Source organism: Janthinobacterium sp. OK676, assembly GCF_900103595.1.
In the GTDB taxonomy this organism is placed as follows: Bacteria; Pseudomonadota; Gammaproteobacteria; order Burkholderiales; family Burkholderiaceae_D; genus Janthinobacterium.
In genome coordinates this window covers 25,174-40,909 of record NZ_FNHA01000018.1, presented here as the reverse complement: position 1 = coordinate 40,909, position 15,736 = coordinate 25,174, and the positions used below count along the sequence as shown (strand labels likewise).

The window sequence follows — 15,736 nt, the reverse complement described above, 5'->3', positions numbered from 1 at the left end:
CAAGCCGCCCGCTGCAAAGCCGGGCGGCTTTTTTTTGCCTGTTCGTATCGTGCCCACCTCATGCGGCTGAGCGTCCTATACTGGCATGCTGAAAAAGCATGATTGACGGATAAGCTACGAGGTGACGCATGGACGTACGCATCGACGCATCGTGGAAGGCGCGGCTGGAAGGCGAGTTTGCCCAGCCCTACTGGGAACGCCTGGCCGCTTTCGTGAAGCAAGAGTATGCGGCGGGGCCGTGTTTTCCGCCGGGTAAAACGATCTTCCGCGCGTTCGACCTGACGCCGTTCGAGCAAGTCAAGGTCGTGATCCTGGGGCAGGACCCGTATCACACGCCGGGCGCGGCCATGGGCCTGTGTTTTTCGATTCCCGAAGGCACGCCGCCGCAGCCTAGCCTGCAAAATATCTTCAAGGAATTGCAGAGTGACCTGGGCGTGGCGCGCACGCGCACGGATTTGTCGGACTGGGCCGAACAAGGCGTGTTCCTGCTCAACAGCGTGCTGACGGTGCGCGCGGGCGCGGCCGGTTCGCATGCGGGCAAGGGCTGGGAAAAACTGACGGACAGCGCCATCCGCCACCTGTCCGCCGAGCGCAACAATCTCGTGTTCATGCTGTGGGGCGGCTATGCGCAAGCCAAGCGCACCCTGATCGATCCCGGCAAGCACCTGGTGCTGGCGGCGCCGCATCCATCCCCCTTGTCGGCCAGCAAAGGTTTCTTTGGCAGCAAGCCGTTCAGCCAGGCCAACGCCTATTTGCAGGCGCATGGCCAGGCGCCCATCGCCTGGGCCTAAATCAGATACGGCACGGCAACCGACAGCGGCAGGCGTTGCTCCCTGCCGCTGTCTTCGCGCGTAACGGTTAAAAGCTGGTCGACAGGCCCGCATAGATGCTGCGGCGGGCGCCGTACTGCGGCGCCCCCACGCCCACGCCGGAACCGTCGCGCAGCAGATACGATTTGTCGAACAGGTTGATCAGAGCCAATCGTCCCTCGATTCTGCCGAGCGGCGTGTGCTTCCACGTGTGCGTGAGCGCCGTGTTGACGGTGAAGTAGCTCGGCAGATGGCCGGAATTGGGCGCGCCGCCGTCCGGGGTCATGCGCAGGCCGCTGCCGTAGAGGAAGTCAGCGCTCACTTGCGAATCGCCAAAGTGATAGTGGCCGCCGCCCGACAAGGTGTATTTCTGGTCATGATCGAGGTAGACATAGTGCTTGCTGATGTAGTTCAACTCATCGGCGCCAAACAGGGCCTGGCCCGAATTGATGTTGCGGCCCTGCGCCTTTTGCGTGCTGGCGTTGAGGAACAGGCCCCAGTTTTTCTCGCTGTAGATGGCGGATAACTCCAGGCCCTTGGCGTAGCCGTCCGCATAGTTGAATGGCGTCAAAATCAATGCCTGGCCGAACTGGCCTTCGTCGAGCAGGTTGTTGATCTTTTTGTAGTACACATCGGCCGTCACGGTCAGTTTCGCATTCACCTGGTGGCTGATGCCCACGTCGTAGTAATGCGTGCGCTCGGCCTTGACGTTGTCGGACTGGCCGATTTCCGGCGCATTCGTCGTGTTCGCGTACAGGTCGATGCTGCCCTGGGCCGCCAGTTCCTGCGGCGGCGGCGTGAAGTAGCGCGAATAGCCGGCGTGCAGGGCCGTGCCCGGCGCGATCTGGTAGGCCAGATTGACGCGCGGGCTCCATTGCTGTTCGCTCGTGTAGGCCGAGACCTTGTCGAAGCGGGCGCCATAGTTCAGGGTCAGGGGCTTGCTGATGTGCCATTCATCCTGCAGGTAAAAACTGGCCAGGGTGCCCGTCTTGCCGCTGTTGTCGAGTATCGAGATGGGCGTGGTGGACGTTTGCGCGCCGTCCATGGCGGGGAAGACGGCCACCGTGTTGTCGCTCGTCGTCTTCTGGCGCGTATAGGCCAGGCCGGCGCGCACGGTGTGGTCCTGGTGCCATTTGTAGCTGATGTCGAACTGGGCACCGGAGGCGCTGTTCGCGCGGCGCGAGTCCGAGGCCACGCCGTTGTAGATCAGGTCGCCGATGGAGTCGGGCGTGAAGTGCAGCTCCGAATACTGGTGGAAAGCCGACACCTGGTAATTGACGTCGCCCAGGCTTTTTTGCAGCGACAGCACGAGGAAGCGGTTCACCTCGCGCTGGTTTTCATTGAGCTGCGACGACGGTAACGTGGACGTGCCCGCCTGCGCATCGCTGTGGCCAGCCAGCGAGAAGGCGGGCGCCTGGTTCGGGTTGTTCGGGATCTGGAAGCGGCCGTTATACGTGCCGAACATGGCACCCAGGCGCGTGTTGTCATCGAGGAAATACGACAAGCTGCCGAACGATTTGTTCTGGCGCGTCTTGTCGTGCAGGGCGCTGCGCGTGTCTTGCGGGTTTTCCACGCCCAGGGAATTACCGAGGTAGCTGCCGGACAGGTAGTAATTGAACTTGCCCACGCTGCCGAAAAATTCGGCACTCGGCTCCACGTGGTCGTGGCTGCCGACCATGATGCCGATGCGCCCGCCTGGCGTCATGCCACCCTCCTTCGTTTCAATATCGACGATGCCTGCCGTGCGCAGGCCGAACTGGGCCGGCAAGGCGCCCGTCATGAAATCCGTCTTGTCGATCAATCGCGTGTCGATCGATTGGCCAAAGCCGGTGATGCTTTCCGGCAGTTGCACGCCATTGATGCGGTATTGCACGTTGGCATGGTCGTCGCGCACGTGCAGGGCACCGGAACCCTTCGAGTCCTGCGATACGCCCGGCAAACGCAGCAGCACTTCATTGAATGGCGTGTTGTCGCCCTGGCCCAGCATGTCGACCATGTGGCTGTCGATGCTGTAGATGGTGGTGCCGACTTTTGGCGACAGCTCGATGCGGGCGCTTTTCAGGTGGGCGGACGTGACTTCGACCTTTTGCATCTCTTGTGGTGCGGCATCTGCCGCTGCGGTGGCTTCGGCGGCATGCGCGGAACTCGTAAACAGGCTGGCAAGGGCGAGCGACAGCGCGCTCAGGCGGGGAGTGTATTGCATGGTAAGCCTCAAAATAGTCAACGCCAGGCGGCCCGGCGCGCATGAACGCGCGACTAGGGGCAGCCTGAAAAAAAGGAAAAACAGCGTGGGAACTACAGTGAGGCGGCAGGCGGGCCGCGCACGGGCGGCAGGATGAGGGCGGCGACGGGCGCCAGGGGGGCGGGCGCGATGGCCAGCAAGCGGTACGGCAGTAACTGGGCGGGCGGCTCGGCGATGGCCGGCGGCACGGCGATGTCGGCCACCTTGTCGATGACCGTGGCGCACAGCGCGCACTCTTCCGCGTCGAGGGTGGTTTTGTGCAGGTGCGAGGCGGCCGTCGACAGCAGGAACACGAGGGCCAGCGCACTGAACAGTGCCACGCACAACTGCCACGGCGTGCGCGCGAAGGCGGCGGCACCGTGATGAGCAAGCTTGCGGGTGGGCTGGCGGGAAGACATGGGCGCATAGTAGCAAGAAAATCGCCCCGCTGTCAGCGCTTGTTGCAATTCAATTGCGCTGGACGAACATTACAGGGTAGCGCGCAGTTCGCGTGGCGACAGGCCGTAGTGCTGGCGGAAACGGGCTGCGAAGCGCGAGGGCGAGGCGTAGCCGCAGGCGGCCGCGATATCGCTGATGGGTAAGATGCCAGATTGCAATTCCTGCAAGGCCAGTCCCAGCCGTACGTCTTCCAGGATGGCGCGGAAATGCCGCTGTTCCAGTGCCAGCTGGCGGCGCAGGGTGGACGCGCCCAGGTGCAGATGGCGGGCAACTTTGGCCACGCTCCAGTCGGCGCCCGGGTCCAGCAGCAGCACTTGCTGCACGCGCGCGGCCAGCGGATCGCGGCGGTCCAGCAACAGCGGCCCGCAATGGCCGCCCAAGGCCAGGGCCAGCAGCAAGCCTTCCGCCTGGTGCGCCAGCAGCGCGGGCGGTGCGCCACTCGCCAGGCTGGCCATCAACTGGTCCCAGGCCTGCGCCGCGTGGGCATCGAGCGGCACGCACAGGCTGGCCGTGGCCGCATGGCGCAGCTGGGCATCGACGAGGCCGCCATGGCGCGCGCGGAAACGGGCGATCAGGGCCGGTGAAAAACTCAGCACTTCGGCCCGGTAGCCTTGCGCGCCGGGCAGGTTGGCCACGCCCAGTTCCTGTCCCGCCGGCATCAGCACCACGTCATGCGTGCCGGCGCGGGCCTGGCGAGCGCCCCATTCCAGCAGCTTCGTTCCCTGCCGCACGCGGCACAGGGCGCTCTGGAAGACGGGCACGCGGCGCAGGGTTTGCGCGCGGCGCGCCTCGATGGTGCCATGGGCGATGCGCAGTTCGCTCAGGGCGACCGCTTCCATCTCATCGGCCATACAGTCCCGTCAGTTGGGCCTTGCCCAGTGCGTTGGCGTTGAGCATGTAGCCGAGCATGGCGCCGCTGGCGTGCCGGTCCAGCGGCAACTTGTCCACGCTCAATGCCCACACGGTGATCTGGTAACGGTGCGCCTTGTCGCCCGGTGGCGGGCAGGCGCCGCCGTAGGCGCTGTCGCCGTAATCGTTGCGTCCTTGCATGGCGCCCGCAGGCAGGGTGCTGGCCGTTGCGGCGCCCGGCAAGGACGTGGTGCCGGCGGGCACATTGAACACGCTCCAGTGCCACCAGCCGCTGCCCGTGGGCGCGTCCGGGTCGTACAGGGTGACGGCGTAGCTTTTGGTGCCGGCCGGCGCGCCCTGCCATGACAATTGCGGCGACAGGTTGCCGCCCGTGCAGCCGAAGCCCTGGAATACTTGCGCCGGCGCCAGGGTCTGGCCCGGTGCGATGTCGCTGCTGGTGACTGTGAAATCGGCGGCGTGGGCGCCCAGGTGCAGAGCGAGACCCAGCGTGATGGCAAGCAAACGGGAGGTGGTCATGGTTTTCCTTTCGATGAAGTATAGGCGAAAGTGTATGTCGTACAACATTGACTGGCGATGCCGATGCGCTCGATGATGGTGCCGAAACGCTCGTTTTCGCCTGATTTCAACGTTCTCATGAGCATGTTGTTGCGTTTGCCGTTTCCTGCCTGCGCATGATTTTCACTGCCGGGCTTTCATGCTATCGTTCTGCAGCCCAAAATTCCCCGAGTCGCCTCCCATGTCCAAACGCCCGAGCAAGTGGTTGATCAGCAAACTGCATCTGTATGCGGGCCTGTGGTTCGGCGCCCTGTTCGTCCTGCTGGGCTTGACGGGATCGGCCATCGCCTGGATGCCGGAGCTCGACGCGTATCTGAATCCGACCTTGTTGCAGGCCAGTACGCCCGCGCCCGGCCAGGTGTTCCAGGTGACGCCGCGCACGGTGCAAGCGGTGGTCGATGGGCTCGCGGCCGATCCCGCCTACGGCAAGCCGGCCCAGCTCAATCCGCCCGCCGATGCCCGCGACGTGTACGTGGCCTCGTACCGCCAGGCGGACAAGCCGTCCCCTTTCAGCCAGGCCATCGTGCGCCAGGTGATGGTCGACCCCTACACCCTGCAAGTCAAAGGCGAGCGCGACTGGGGCCGTTTCGGCCTCACGCGCCCGCTGCTGATGTCGGGCATGTTTCATCTGCACCGTTATTTGTTGTCGGGCGAAGTGGGCAAGACCATCACGGGCATCTCGGGCGTAATGCTGCTGCTGATGGCCTTGAGCGGCGTCTATCTGTGGTGGCCGCGCCTGCAGTGGACGGCCATCAAGCGCGCTTTGACGGTGTCGCATGGCGGTTCCTGGCCCCGCTTCAACTACACCTTGCACAAGGCGGCCGGTTTTTTTGCCGCGCCCGTGCTGGCCGTGCTCGCCTTTTCCGGCATTTATTTCAATTTGCCGCAGCTGATCGTGCCGCTGGTGGAGCTCGTGTCGACGGCGCCGGACAAGGCCAAGCTGAAAAATCTGCGGCAGGACGGCGACCTGCTCGATGCGGGCCAGGCCATGGCCGCCGCGCAGCAGCTGTATCCGCAGGCACGCGTGTCGCGCATCGTGCTGCCGGCGAAAAAAGACCAGCCCTACGACGTGCGCGTGCGCCAGCCCGGCGAAATCGCCCAGGGCGACGGTGCCACGCGCATCACGCTGGACGCGCGCAGCGGCTTGCCCCTGCGCATACGCGATCCCCTGCAGGCGCCGGCCGGCGACGTCTTCCTGGGCTGGCAATTCCCCCTGCATTCGGGCCAGGCCTTCGGCGTGGCCGGCCGCGGTTTTATTACCGCCTTCGGCCTGATGCCGCTGCTGTTCCTGCTGACGGGGACATTGGTGTGGTGGAAACGGCGGCGCGGCCGGAAATAAGCGGCCGCCAGACCGATGCGGGGAAAGTTGCTATCATCATAGTATTTTCCGGCGTATCACGGACTCACCCGCACAAGGACCAGCATGAGCAATCCCGACATCACCGTAGCAATGTTGAATGAACGCGGCACGGGCCGCCTGCCCGGCCACCTGGGCATCGTCATCACGGAAGTGGGCGACGGCCAGCTGACGGCGGAATTGCCCGTGCTGCCGCATTTGCTGGCGCCGAACGGCTACCTGCACGCGGGCAGCGTGGTGACCCTGGCCGACACGGCTTCCGGCTACGGCTGCATCGTCAACCTGCCTGAAGGCGCCAGCAATTTCACGACCATCGAACTCAAATCGAACCACCTGGGCACGGCCCGCGAAGGCACGCTCACCTGCACGGCCAAGGTCGAGCACAAGGGCCGCAACACGCAAGTGTGGGATGCCGTGGTGAAAAGCAAGGACACGGGCAAGACGATAGCCTTGTTCCGCTGTACGCAGATGATTCTGTATCCTAAATAACCCAAGGGCAAAATCCGGGGTCGTACCCTGCAGGGTACGACCCCAGCCCTTGCTTTTGGGTTCGCTAGATTTTCACCCAGTTACCTTTATACAAAATCGGCCCCGTCGGTCCATTCGGATTCGGCGAACCGCCTTTCGGCTCCAGTGTGACGGCCAGCAGGGCCACGTCGTTGCCGATGGCGCGCTGGGACAAGGCCAGTTTTACATTGCCCTTGTCGGCCAATAAACCCAGGGAGCGCGGGTTGCCGCTCTTTGGCACGGCCCACAGTTCCAGATCCTTGTCGCTCGGCACGGGTGCGTTGCCCACCATGCGCACCTCGAGCGCGCCGTGGCGGCTGTCGGCCGTCAGCAACAGGGCCGTTTGCGCTTTCTCGTCCGTCAGGCTGGCGACATAGCTGATCTGCGGCGCGTCCATCACGCGGGTGGCCACGACGATGACCAGCAAGGCGGCGATGGCGCTCGAGGCCATGCCCAGACCACGCCAGAACGACAGCGAATCGCGCAACCACGACCAGCCGCCTTGCGGCGCCAGGTGCAAGCGCTGTTCGATCTGCTGCCACACGCGCTTGGGCGGCGCCACGGGCGTGGCGAATTCCGCCATCGGTTCCAGGCGCTGGCGCCATTCGGCCGTGATATTGCGCAAGTCGGCGTCGTTGTGCAGCCAGCCTTCGAAACGCCGCCGCGCGCCCCCTTTCAGCGTGCCCAGCACGTATTCGGACGCCAGTTTCTGGCGCAGCACGTCATTGCCGCGGATATTCATGATGCCTCCCGTTTCGCCAGACACGTGCGCAGCCGTTCCAGGCTGCGGCGTATCCAGGTCTTCACGGTGCCGATCGGCAGCGACATCTGCTGCGCCACTTCGCTGTGCGACAGGTCATGATAGAACGCCAGGGCGACCACCTGCCGGTGCAGCCCTTCCAGGGCGGACATGCAAAACGCCAGCGCCTTGGCGTCACCGCTCAGCTGCAGTGACTCGATCGGCGTGGCCTGGGGGTCTCGGAGTGCATTCATGACTTCGCTATCAAACTGTTCGGCATCGATTTCCACGGTATCGTCGCTGCGCCGCAGCACATCGAACGCCTTGTTGCGCACGATGGTGGCCATCCAGGTCATCGGCGCCGCCAGATGGCTTTGATACGTGGCGGCGTTGTTCCAGATGGCGACGAAACCCTCTTGCAAGGCTTCTTCAGCGAGCTCTTGCTTATGCAATATACGCAGCGCGAAGCCAAACAGTTTCGATGAGGTGGAGTGATAGAGCTGGCGGAACGCGCTGGCGTCCTTGTTGCCGGTGGCGAGCAGCCAGGTTTTCAGTTGCTGCGGGTCGAGCGATTGGGCGGCTAGGGGCACGGCTGGCCTTCACAAGGTGAGTGGGATCACGCCTGGGAAGGTTATAACAGGTTGATAACACTTGGCAACAAGGTTTTGTGCGGTGTTATCCTGCGATGGCCGTTTCGAGCAGCTTGTGCAGTTCGGCGAATTCCGGCTTGCCCACGTAGCGTTTCAGGATCTTGCCCTGCTTGTCGAGCACGAAGGTGGTGGGCGTGAGGGCCACGTCGCCGTAGGCCTTGGCCGCCTCGCCCGTGACGTCGAGCGCCACCTTGAACGGCAGCTGGCGCGTTTCGGCAAAGTTCAGCACGTAGTTGGCCGGATCGTATTTCATGGCCACGGCCACGAATTCCAGGCCCTGCCCCTTGTACTTGTTGTAGGTGTCGACCATGTCCGGCATTTCCGCCACGCAGGTGGTGCACGAGGTGGCCCAGAAATTGACCATCACGACCTTGCCGCGCAGGCTCGCCGAGGAAATCTTTTCGCCATGGATGCCGTGGAAGGTGACGTCCGGCGCGCTTTGCTTGTCATTGAGCGACAGATAGCCGGCCGCCGCCACGCCCGCCACGAGGACGGCGACGAGGGCTGGCTTGATCCAGGACTTGCTTGCGGATGGCGAAGTTGACATGGTTTTCACTTGAAAAGCGCGACGATGCGGCCATTATATCCGTATCGCCGCATCAAAGCCGTAGGTCAAACGGAGGAGGCGCTTATTGCTGCACCGTGTCGCTGACGGTGCTCCTCGTGCGCTGCTGCTGCGGCGGATCGGGTTGCAATTGCTTCAGTTCCGCTTCCGAAATGTAGTCGAACAGCTTGACCACTTTCTGCACGCCGCTCACGCCGCGCGCCACGTCGGAGGCGACGGTGCCTTCGCGCTGGGTCACGCGGCCCATCAGGAAGACGGTGCCGTTTTCCGTGACGACCTTGAACGAGGCGGCCGAGATGGTTTTCATGTCCACCAGGCTGGCCTTGACCTTGCCCGTGATCAGCGCGTCGTTCGAGCGCGAGGTGTAGCTGGCCGGACCGGCGATGATCAATTCATTGGCCACCGATTCCACGCCTTCGATATTGCGCACTTCGCGCTCGACGGCATTTTTCATCGCCTCGTCGCGCACTTCGCCCGTCAGCAGGACGCGGCGGTTGAAGCTGGTGACGTTCACGTGTCCCACGTCGCCGACGACGGAGGGGATGCGCGATTCGCCTTTCAGGGCGATCGACTTGTCTTCGGTCTGGGCGCCCAGGGTGCGGCGGTCCGCCGCGGCGACGCCGCCCATCACCGCGCCGCCGACCATCAATTCGATGCAGCCGGTGAGCGAAGTGAGCATGGCGCCGCACAGCAGTGCGGTGGCCAATGGGCGTTGTACGCGTTTCCAGCCTGGGCCAGTACCGAATTTAGTCATTCACGTCTCCTCCGAATAGGGCGACATCGATGCCGTCGCAGATGCAATGTATGGTGGTCAGGTGGACTTCCTGGATGCGCGCCGTGCGCTCGGCCGGCACGCAGATATGCACGTCGGCGTCCGTCAGCATCTTGCCGATGGCGCCGCCGTCCTTGCCCGTCAGCGCCACGACGCGCATTTCGCGCTCGAGCGCCGCTTCCACGGCGGCCATCACGTTGGCCGAATTGCCCGACGTGGAGATGGCCAGCAGGATGTCGCCAGCCTGGCCGAAAGCCTGCACCTGCTTCGAGAAGATGTCGCGGTAACTGTAGTCGTTGGCCACGGCCGTCAGGATCGACGTATCCGTCGTCAGCGCCAGGGCCGGCAGCGGAAAGCGCTCGCGTTCGAAGCGCCCGACCAGCTCGGCCGCGAAATGCTGGCAGTCGGCGGCGGAACCGCCGTTGCCGCAGGCGAGGATCTTGTTGCCGTTCGACAATGCATAAAACATCAGGTCGATCGCCTGCGCAATGGGTTGCGCCAGTACGGTGGCGGCCTGGATCTTGAGTTCGGCACTTTCGTGGAAGTGCGAGAGGATGCGTTGATTATTCATAGTCTGCCGATTATAGTGCAGGCGCGCGGCATGGCGGACAAGCACTGTTAAAAATGCTTACATATCGAGAATGTTCTTCAGCCAGCTGATGCGTCCGCCATCGATGGCCAGCGCGTCGAAGCGGCACGGCGGCATGGTTTTCTGCCCCAGCAGCCAGGTTTGCGCCGCCACCGTCATGCGCCGCTGCTTGGCTGGCGTGATGCTGGCCAGGGCGCCGCCGAAGGCTGCACTGCTGCGTAGCCGCACTTCGACGAAGACGACCGAAGCGCCATCGCGCATGATCAGGTCCAGCTCGCCCCCCTTGCACAGATAATTGCGTTCCAGCAGCACCAGGCCTTGCAGCAGCAGATACGCGAGCGCATCGTCCTCCCCTTGCCGTCCCCGTGCCTGTTTATTCTGGAAAGGCAGGGGTGGCATGGCATGTCCTTATTGGGCCGGCGGCACAGAGACAGGCGCCGGCGCGGCCGGTGGCCAGGTGCCCAGCACGCCCTGCTGATAGGTGGCGGCCTGTTCCGTGCGTTCGAACACGCTTTGATCATCGTCGAAGCGCACGGCCAGGCGGCCCGTCACGCCATCGAGCGTGAACGGCGCGTTCGGCCGCAGCGCCACTTCGCGCGCCACGCGGAAGGCATCGATGCCCAGCGCGTACAGGCGTTCCATGTCGCCCGTCAGGCGGGCATCGGCCGGTTGCGGCGGCTGCGGATACACCATCACTTGCGGATGGTCGCGCTGCACTTGCCATGGCAAGTCCAGCAGGCGCGCGCCGTCGAGTTCGGGGCCGCTGGCGCCGCGTCCGGCGCCGGGATTCAAGGACGAAGTGCCATACAGGGGCAGATCGCTGCCGATGGCCACGCGCAGCTGGCGTGCCTGGTCGGCGTCGAGCGCGGCAAACAGCAGGCCCGGCGGCGTGGCGGCCAGGCGCGCGCGCAGCTGCACCAGTTCCGCATCGCTCAGGTAGCCATTCGTGGCCGTCAAGTCCATCGTCTCGATCTTGCCTCCCTGGCGCAGCCATTCCTGCTTGAAGGCGGCGCTGATGCGGTGCTGCGAGGGCGAACCGGCCGACAGGATCAGCGCGCTGGCGCCAGGCTGTTCGCTGGCGGCCCAGGCGGCGACCTGGCGCGCTTCCGCTTCGATCGACAGGCCCATCACCAGCAGCTTGGCCGGCAGGCGCGCTTCGCCGCGGTTGTCCGGGTGGTTCAGGGCGATCGTCGGCTTGCGCACCAGGTTGCTGTTCGCCACGGCCGTCACGGCCGAGCGCGACAAAGGACCGACGACGATGTCCTGTTCCTCCTGCGCTTGGGCAAACTTGTTCAGCACGTCCGTACTGCCGTCGCCCGTGTCGATCACCGTCACTTCAAAGCCGCTGCGGTCGCGCTCGTACGCGGCCATGAAGCCGGCGCGCAGCAATTCGGCGGCCGGTCCCAGGGAAGCGGAGCGCAGCGGCAGCAGCAGGCCGATGTGATGGACATTGCCGTCGGACGGCGCCGGCGCCGTGGCGGCCGGCATGTCCTGCGGCGTGCCGGTGGCCGGCTTGGTATCGATGGGTGCCAACGGGGCGCCGTTGCCGTCGTAGGCGGTAATATCGGGTACGGCCACGGCAAACGTCACCGGTTCGGGCGCGGGCGGCTTGGGCGGCACGGGCGGTGGCAGCGGCTTCGGTGGCGGCAGCGCCCTTGTGTTAGATTCAATAGGCGCGCACAATTGCCCGGGCGCGTCGCAAGGCGTGCTGCAAGCGCTCAGCATGCCGGTCGCGGCACAAACAAGCAGTAACTTCACACTATTAGCAAGCATTTAACCTCCAAAATGACCGTACAAGAAATCAGTTCCATCGCCAGCCTGCCCATCATGACAGAGGCGGCGCACCAGGTCTATCCTATCGCAACATTGTATATAGTGGCCACGCCCATCGGTAATGTGACCGATATCAGCCTGCGCGCGCTGCACTTGCTGAGCCTTGCCGACGCCGTCGCCTGTGAAGATACGCGCAACACGGCGCACCTGCTGACGCGCTTTGGCTTGAACAAGCCATTGATTGCGGCGCATCAACATAACGAGCGCGAAGTGGCGCAAACCCTGATCGCCCGCCTGCACGCCGGCGAACGCATCGCCCTCGTTTCCGACGCCGGTACGCCCGCCGTGTCCGACCCCGGCGCGCGCATCGTCGACGCCGTGCGCGCGGCCGGCCTGCGCGTGCTGCCCCTGCCCGGCCCGTCGGCGGCGATTACCGCCATTTCCGCCAGCGGCCTGTTGAATGACCAGTTCTACTTTGTCGGCTTCCTGCCGGCAAAAGCCAAGCAGCGCGAAAACATGCTGCACAGCCTGCGCGGCGTGACGGCCACGATGGTGTTTTATGAAGCGCCGCACCGCATCCTCGATTGCGCCACGGCCCTGGCGGAAGCGTTCGAACCGACGCGCCAGGTGGTGTTCGCGCGCGAGCTGACGAAACTGTTCGAGGAAATCCACCGCTGCCCCCTGTCCGAGGCGGAAAGCTGGATACGCGCCGACGCGCACCGCGAAAAGGGAGAATTCGTCGTCCTGCTGGAAGGCGCCACGGAAGCGCAGGACGCGGAAGACGTGGAAGCGGAGCGCATCCTCAATATCCTGCTGGCCGAATGCAGCGTCAAGCAGGCAGCGAATCTGACGGCGCAAATCACGGGACGCAAGAAGAATGCGTTGTATGAGCGGGCCTTGCAGTTGAAGGGGCAGGAATAATTTGATAGCGGCCTGCCCCTGATGGGTGTGTTGTTAAACTATCACCACTTGCAGCCGCTATCCTTCTTGTCCAGCAACATCAACACGGGTGCCAGCAAGCCTGCGCCTGAGTAGGCGGTGCGGCAATCGCCGCGCTTGCCCTGCGCGATGTCGCGCGCCAGCTGGGTTTCCGTTTGCAGCGGCTTGTCGGGGATTTGCCCCACGGCCGTGCCTACCTTGGACGGGTCGCGCTCGCCGGCCATCTTGCGCGCCGTCCTCCTGGCCGCTTCCATGTCGAATTTCGGCGTCTCTTGCGTGAGGGTATCGGGACTGGCCGCCGGCGTGGCCGGTGACGCCGGGACGACCGTGATGGCTTGCGGGCTCGATGTCGGCGCCGTGGCTGCCGCCGGCGTTTCCCGGGCCGTAGAGAGTTTCGGCTTGCTGATGGGTTTTGGTTCGCGCTTCGGCTTGACGACTTCGACGGGCGGCGGGGGCGGCTTGGCGGCCAGTGGACGTATCCATACGGCGATCGACTCCACGCGCGGGGCCGTGTCCGGTGGCGCTGCCGGCTGCACGTGGCGCCACAGAGTGATCAAGGCGCCATGCAGCAGCACGGACACGGCGATGCCCAGCACGATGCCGCGGCGGTTCGGCATGGGTTGGCCGCTGCCGCTTCTTTCTATCCTGAACTCCATTGCCGTCGTCGCCTTCATGTCTGATCGGGAAAACTTGCCAAGCCAGTGTCGCATACTTCAATCGTTTTGAAAAATACATGCATCCGAGTGCCGCGCGTAAATAATTTACACAGAGTTTCACCTGACCCTTGACCGAAGTCGATACGGCCTGTATTATCTTGGTCTTCGGAGTGTGGCGCAGCCCGGTAGCGCACCTGGTTTGGGACCAGGGGGTCCAAGGTTCGAATCCTTGTACTCCGACCAAATTTGTAGAAAAAAACCCAAGAGTTTCGGCTCTTGGGTTTTTTTTCGTCCGTACGGTTTACGTACGGTCGGGGTAGGTCGGGTTAGCGCAAAGCGCGTAACCCGACAACACCGCAATGCCAACAATATTGTCGGATTACGCGTGGCGTCGCCACGCTAATCCGACCTACACCGCGGCGCGCTTCGCCGCAATGGCGTTGCCGGCGCGGCTCGATCCCTTGCGCCCCAGCTGCTGCGAGATGAACTGTCCCGCGTCCACCACCAGGTCCAGGTCGATGCCGGTGGCGATGCCCAGCCCTTGCATCATGTACAGCACGTCCTCGGTGGCCACGTTGCCGGTGGCGCCCTTGGCGTACGGGCAGCCGCCCAGGCCGGAGACGGACGAGTGATAGATCGCGATGCCCGTTTCCAGGCTGGCGTAGATATTTGCCAGCGCCTGGCCATAGGTATCGTGGAAGTGGCCGGACAGGCCGCCCACGTGGAAGGCGGCAATCGCGCGCTCCATCACCGCCTGCGTCTTGCGCGGCGTGGCCACGCCGATGGTGTCGGCGATGTCGATCTCGTCGCAACCGAGGTCGCGCATGCGGCCCACCACGTCGGCCACGGCGTCCAGCGGCACGTCTCCCTGGTAGGGGCAGCCGAAGGCGCAGCTGATGCTGCCGCGCAGGCGCAGGCCGTGTTCCTTGGCCGCCTTCGCCACGCCTTCGAAGCGGGCGATCGATTCGGCGATCGAGCAGTTGATGTTCTTTTGCGAGAACGCCTCCGACGCGGAACCGAAGATCACCACTTCATCGGCCTTCGCCGCCAGCGCCGCATCAAAGCCCTGCATGTTCGGCGTCAGCGCGGAATAGATGGTGCCGGCGCGGCGCGCGATTTTTTCCATCACTTCCGCGCTGGTGGCCATCTGCGGCACCCATTTCGGCGAGACGAAGGACGCCGCCTCGATATTGGCGAAGCCGGCCTGCGTCAGGCGGTCGACCAGCTCGATCTTGACGGCGGCGCTGATGGTTTCCTTCTCGTTTTGCAGGCCGTCGCGCGGTCCCACTTCGACGATCTTGACCTGCTTGGGCAAACTGGTAGTAGGGTTCATCTCAATATCCTTGCAAACGGTTGACGATGCCGGCGACGGAGTCTCCGGCTTGCAGGCGGCGCATCTTTGCGGCGATCTGCGCCACGCTTTCGCGGCGCAGGGTGGCGGCCGAAATATGCGGCGTGATGGTGATGCGGGGTTCTTGCCAGAACGGGTGCTGCTGCGGCAGCGGCTCGTTGCGGAACACGTCAAGTGTCGCGCCGGCGATATGGCCGGAGCGGATCAGGGTCAGCAGATCCGGTTCGGCGATATGCGCGCCGCGCGCCACGTTGATGACGTAGGCGCCCGGCAGCAGCATCGACAGGCGCGCGCGGTCGAGCAGGTTGTGCGTCTCCGGCGTGAGCGGCAGCATGCACACGAGCACGCGCGTGCCGCGCAAAAACGCTTCGAGTCCTTCGTCGCCCGCAAAACACGCCACGCCATCGGCATGTTTTGGACTGCGGCTCCATCCACGCAGCGGGAACTCGAACTGCGCCAGCGCTTGCAGCACGCGCATGCCCAGCACGCCCATGCCCAGTACGCCGACGGGAAAGTCCGCCTTGTCGAAGGCAGGCAGCGGCTGCCAGATGCCTGCGCGGCCCTGCGCCTCGTAATCGTCGAAACGGCGGAAGTGGCCCAGCACGGCGTGGCTCACATATTCGGCCATCTGCACGCCCATGCCCGCGTCATCGAGACGGATCAGCGGCACGTGGGCCGGCAGCGCGTCGCCAAATTTCAGCAGCGCGTCGACGCCGGCGCCCGTGTTGAAGATGGCCTTGACGTTCGCCAGCTCGGGCAGCATGGCGGCGGGCGGCTGCCACACGACGGCGTAGTCGCAGGGCGCGACCGCTTCGCCTTCGCGCCAGAAGTGGATTTCTGCCTCGGGCAGCAAGTCGCGCAAGTCGCTGATCCACGCCGCTTCCTTGCCGTCCGAACGTTGTAACAGGATGCGCATGTGCTTAC

At 64.2% G+C, this 15,736-nt stretch carries 18 protein-coding genes and 1 tRNA gene; 5 read left to right on the top strand and 14 right to left on the bottom strand.

The features are described from left to right. The first annotated feature begins 128 nt into the window (after positions 1-128). Entirely contained in the window at positions 129-791 is a 663-nt protein-coding gene (ung, locus tag BLU39_RS26770) for a uracil-DNA glycosylase (RefSeq protein WP_092719144.1), read from the top strand. A gap of 67 nt (positions 792-858) precedes the next feature. On the opposite strand, the gene BLU39_RS26765 is transcribed toward ung, so the two are convergent. The 4 genes from BLU39_RS26765 to BLU39_RS26750 form a co-directional block, all read right to left on the bottom strand. Beyond that, positions 859-3,012: a TonB-dependent receptor gene (locus BLU39_RS26765; protein WP_092719142.1), complete on the bottom strand. Its 2,154-nt coding sequence runs from the start codon at positions 3,010-3,012 to the stop codon at positions 859-861. Positions 3,013-3,104: 92 nt separating this feature from the next. Next, entirely contained in the window at positions 3,105-3,449 is a 345-nt protein-coding gene (locus tag BLU39_RS26760) for a hypothetical protein (RefSeq protein WP_092719140.1), read from the bottom strand. 69 nt (positions 3,450-3,518) lie between these two features. Further along, positions 3,519-4,340 (bottom strand): helix-turn-helix transcriptional regulator, encoded by an 822-nt coding sequence (locus tag BLU39_RS26755; RefSeq protein WP_217635117.1) that lies wholly within the window; start codon positions 4,338-4,340, stop codon positions 3,519-3,521. Beyond that, positions 4,330-4,875: a YbhB/YbcL family Raf kinase inhibitor-like protein gene (locus BLU39_RS26750; RefSeq protein WP_092719138.1), complete on the bottom strand. Its 546-nt coding sequence runs from the start codon at positions 4,873-4,875 to the stop codon at positions 4,330-4,332. Before BLU39_RS26750 ends, BLU39_RS26755 begins: the two co-directional genes overlap by 11 nt. A gap of 220 nt (positions 4,876-5,095) precedes the next feature. Between BLU39_RS26750 and BLU39_RS26745 the strand changes: the two genes are divergently transcribed. Beyond that, positions 5,096-6,253 carry a PepSY-associated TM helix domain-containing protein gene (locus tag BLU39_RS26745; RefSeq protein ID WP_092719135.1) on the top strand — a complete coding sequence of 386 codons (1,158 nt, stop codon included), beginning with the start codon at positions 5,096-5,098 and terminating at the stop codon, positions 6,251-6,253. Between the two features lie 84 nt (positions 6,254-6,337). Then, positions 6,338-6,760 carry a PaaI family thioesterase gene (locus tag BLU39_RS26740; RefSeq protein ID WP_092719133.1) on the top strand — a complete coding sequence of 141 codons (423 nt, stop codon included), beginning with the start codon at positions 6,338-6,340 and terminating at the stop codon, positions 6,758-6,760. Positions 6,761-6,824: 64 nt separating this feature from the next. Here BLU39_RS26740 and BLU39_RS26735 read toward each other — a convergent pair whose 3' ends face one another. The 7 genes from BLU39_RS26735 to BLU39_RS26705 form a co-directional block, all read right to left on the bottom strand. Beyond that, positions 6,825-7,520, bottom strand: coding sequence for an anti-sigma factor (locus BLU39_RS26735; protein WP_092719130.1), 696 nt, complete (start codon positions 7,518-7,520; stop codon positions 6,825-6,827). Continuing rightward, the gene (locus BLU39_RS26730; RefSeq protein ID WP_092719127.1) at positions 7,517-8,107 is read right to left on the bottom strand and encodes a sigma-70 family RNA polymerase sigma factor; all 591 of its coding nucleotides are present in this window, start codon (positions 8,105-8,107) and stop codon (positions 7,517-7,519) included. The genes BLU39_RS26735 and BLU39_RS26730 overlap by 4 nt, the downstream gene beginning before the upstream one ends. Positions 8,108-8,192: 85 nt before the next feature. Continuing rightward, positions 8,193-8,714: a peroxiredoxin family protein gene (locus BLU39_RS26725; RefSeq protein ID WP_092719124.1), complete on the bottom strand. Its 522-nt coding sequence runs from the start codon at positions 8,712-8,714 to the stop codon at positions 8,193-8,195. Between the two features lie 82 nt (positions 8,715-8,796). Then, on the bottom strand, positions 8,797-9,486 hold the full coding sequence (locus BLU39_RS26720; RefSeq protein ID WP_092719122.1) for a BON domain-containing protein: 690 nt from the start codon (positions 9,484-9,486) through the stop codon (positions 8,797-8,799). Then, a complete protein-coding gene (locus tag BLU39_RS26715) occupies positions 9,479-10,075 on the bottom strand; it encodes a phosphoheptose isomerase (protein ID WP_071325998.1) in 597 nt (198 codons plus the stop codon). Before BLU39_RS26715 ends, BLU39_RS26720 begins: the two co-directional genes overlap by 8 nt. Before the next feature lie 57 nt (positions 10,076-10,132). Continuing rightward, positions 10,133-10,492, bottom strand: a complete 360-nt coding sequence (locus tag BLU39_RS26710; RefSeq protein WP_092719119.1) for a YraN family protein — start codon at positions 10,490-10,492, stop codon at positions 10,133-10,135. Positions 10,493-10,501: 9 nt separating this feature from the next. After that, positions 10,502-11,713 carry a penicillin-binding protein activator gene (locus BLU39_RS26705; RefSeq protein ID WP_092719116.1) on the bottom strand — a complete coding sequence of 404 codons (1,212 nt, stop codon included), beginning with the start codon at positions 11,711-11,713 and terminating at the stop codon, positions 10,502-10,504. A gap of 165 nt (positions 11,714-11,878) precedes the next feature. Between BLU39_RS26705 and rsmI the strand changes: the two genes are divergently transcribed. Continuing rightward, complete coding sequence (gene rsmI / locus BLU39_RS26700; RefSeq protein WP_092719113.1) at positions 11,879-12,787, top strand: 16S rRNA (cytidine(1402)-2'-O)-methyltransferase; 909 nt, start codon at positions 11,879-11,881, stop codon at positions 12,785-12,787. A 41-nt stretch (positions 12,788-12,828) separates the two neighbouring features. On the opposite strand, the gene BLU39_RS26695 is transcribed toward rsmI, so the two are convergent. Next, on the bottom strand, positions 12,829-13,422 hold the full coding sequence (locus BLU39_RS26695) for a hypothetical protein (protein ID WP_092719110.1): 594 nt from the start codon (positions 13,420-13,422) through the stop codon (positions 12,829-12,831). A 205-nt stretch (positions 13,423-13,627) separates the two neighbouring features. On the opposite strand from BLU39_RS26695, the gene BLU39_RS26690 reads away from it, so the two are divergent. Then, positions 13,628-13,704, top strand: a tRNA-Pro gene (locus tag BLU39_RS26690). 166 nt (positions 13,705-13,870) lie between these two features. Here the strand turns inward: BLU39_RS26690 and BLU39_RS26685 are convergent. Further along, positions 13,871-14,794, bottom strand: a complete 924-nt coding sequence (locus BLU39_RS26685) for a hydroxymethylglutaryl-CoA lyase (protein ID WP_092719107.1) — start codon at positions 14,792-14,794, stop codon at positions 13,871-13,873. Between the two features lies 1 nt (position 14,795). Beyond that, a complete protein-coding gene (locus tag BLU39_RS26680; RefSeq protein WP_092719105.1) occupies positions 14,796-15,728 on the bottom strand; it encodes a 2-hydroxyacid dehydrogenase in 933 nt (310 codons plus the stop codon). Positions 15,729-15,736 lie beyond the last annotated feature (8 nt).

Bases quoted from the DNA above. Each gene is read 5' to 3' on its own strand.
- ung (WP_092719144.1), top strand. From the start codon at position 129: ATGGACGTACGCATCGACGCATCGTGGAAGGCGCGGCTGGAAGGCGAG.
- BLU39_RS26765 (WP_092719142.1), bottom strand. From the start codon at position 3,012: ATGCAATACACTCCCCGCCTGAGCGCGCTGTCGCTCGCCCTTGCCAGC.
- BLU39_RS26760 (WP_092719140.1), bottom strand. From the start codon at position 3,449: ATGTCTTCCCGCCAGCCCACCCGCAAGCTTGCTCATCACGGTGCCGCC.
- BLU39_RS26755 (WP_217635117.1), bottom strand. From the start codon at position 4,340: ATGGCCGATGAGATGGAAGCGGTCGCCCTGAGCGAACTGCGCATCGCC.
- BLU39_RS26750 (WP_092719138.1), bottom strand. From the start codon at position 4,875: ATGACCACCTCCCGTTTGCTTGCCATCACGCTGGGTCTCGCTCTGCAC.
- BLU39_RS26745 (WP_092719135.1), top strand. From the start codon at position 5,096: ATGTCCAAACGCCCGAGCAAGTGGTTGATCAGCAAACTGCATCTGTAT.
- BLU39_RS26740 (WP_092719133.1), top strand. From the start codon at position 6,338: ATGAGCAATCCCGACATCACCGTAGCAATGTTGAATGAACGCGGCACG.
- BLU39_RS26735 (WP_092719130.1), bottom strand. From the start codon at position 7,520: ATGAATATCCGCGGCAATGACGTGCTGCGCCAGAAACTGGCGTCCGAA.
- BLU39_RS26725 (WP_092719124.1), bottom strand. From the start codon at position 8,714: ATGTCAACTTCGCCATCCGCAAGCAAGTCCTGGATCAAGCCAGCCCTC.
- BLU39_RS26720 (WP_092719122.1), bottom strand. From the start codon at position 9,486: ATGACTAAATTCGGTACTGGCCCAGGCTGGAAACGCGTACAACGCCCA.
- BLU39_RS26715 (WP_071325998.1), bottom strand. From the start codon at position 10,075: ATGAATAATCAACGCATCCTCTCGCACTTCCACGAAAGTGCCGAACTC.
- BLU39_RS26710 (WP_092719119.1), bottom strand. From the start codon at position 10,492: ATGCCACCCCTGCCTTTCCAGAATAAACAGGCACGGGGACGGCAAGGG.
- rsmI (WP_092719113.1), top strand. From the start codon at position 11,879: ATGACCGTACAAGAAATCAGTTCCATCGCCAGCCTGCCCATCATGACA.
- BLU39_RS26695 (WP_092719110.1), bottom strand. From the start codon at position 13,422: ATGCCGAACCGCCGCGGCATCGTGCTGGGCATCGCCGTGTCCGTGCTG.
- BLU39_RS26685 (WP_092719107.1), bottom strand. From the start codon at position 14,794: ATGAACCCTACTACCAGTTTGCCCAAGCAGGTCAAGATCGTCGAAGTG.
- BLU39_RS26680 (WP_092719105.1), bottom strand. From the start codon at position 15,728: ATGCGCATCCTGTTACAACGTTCGGACGGCAAGGAAGCGGCGTGGATC.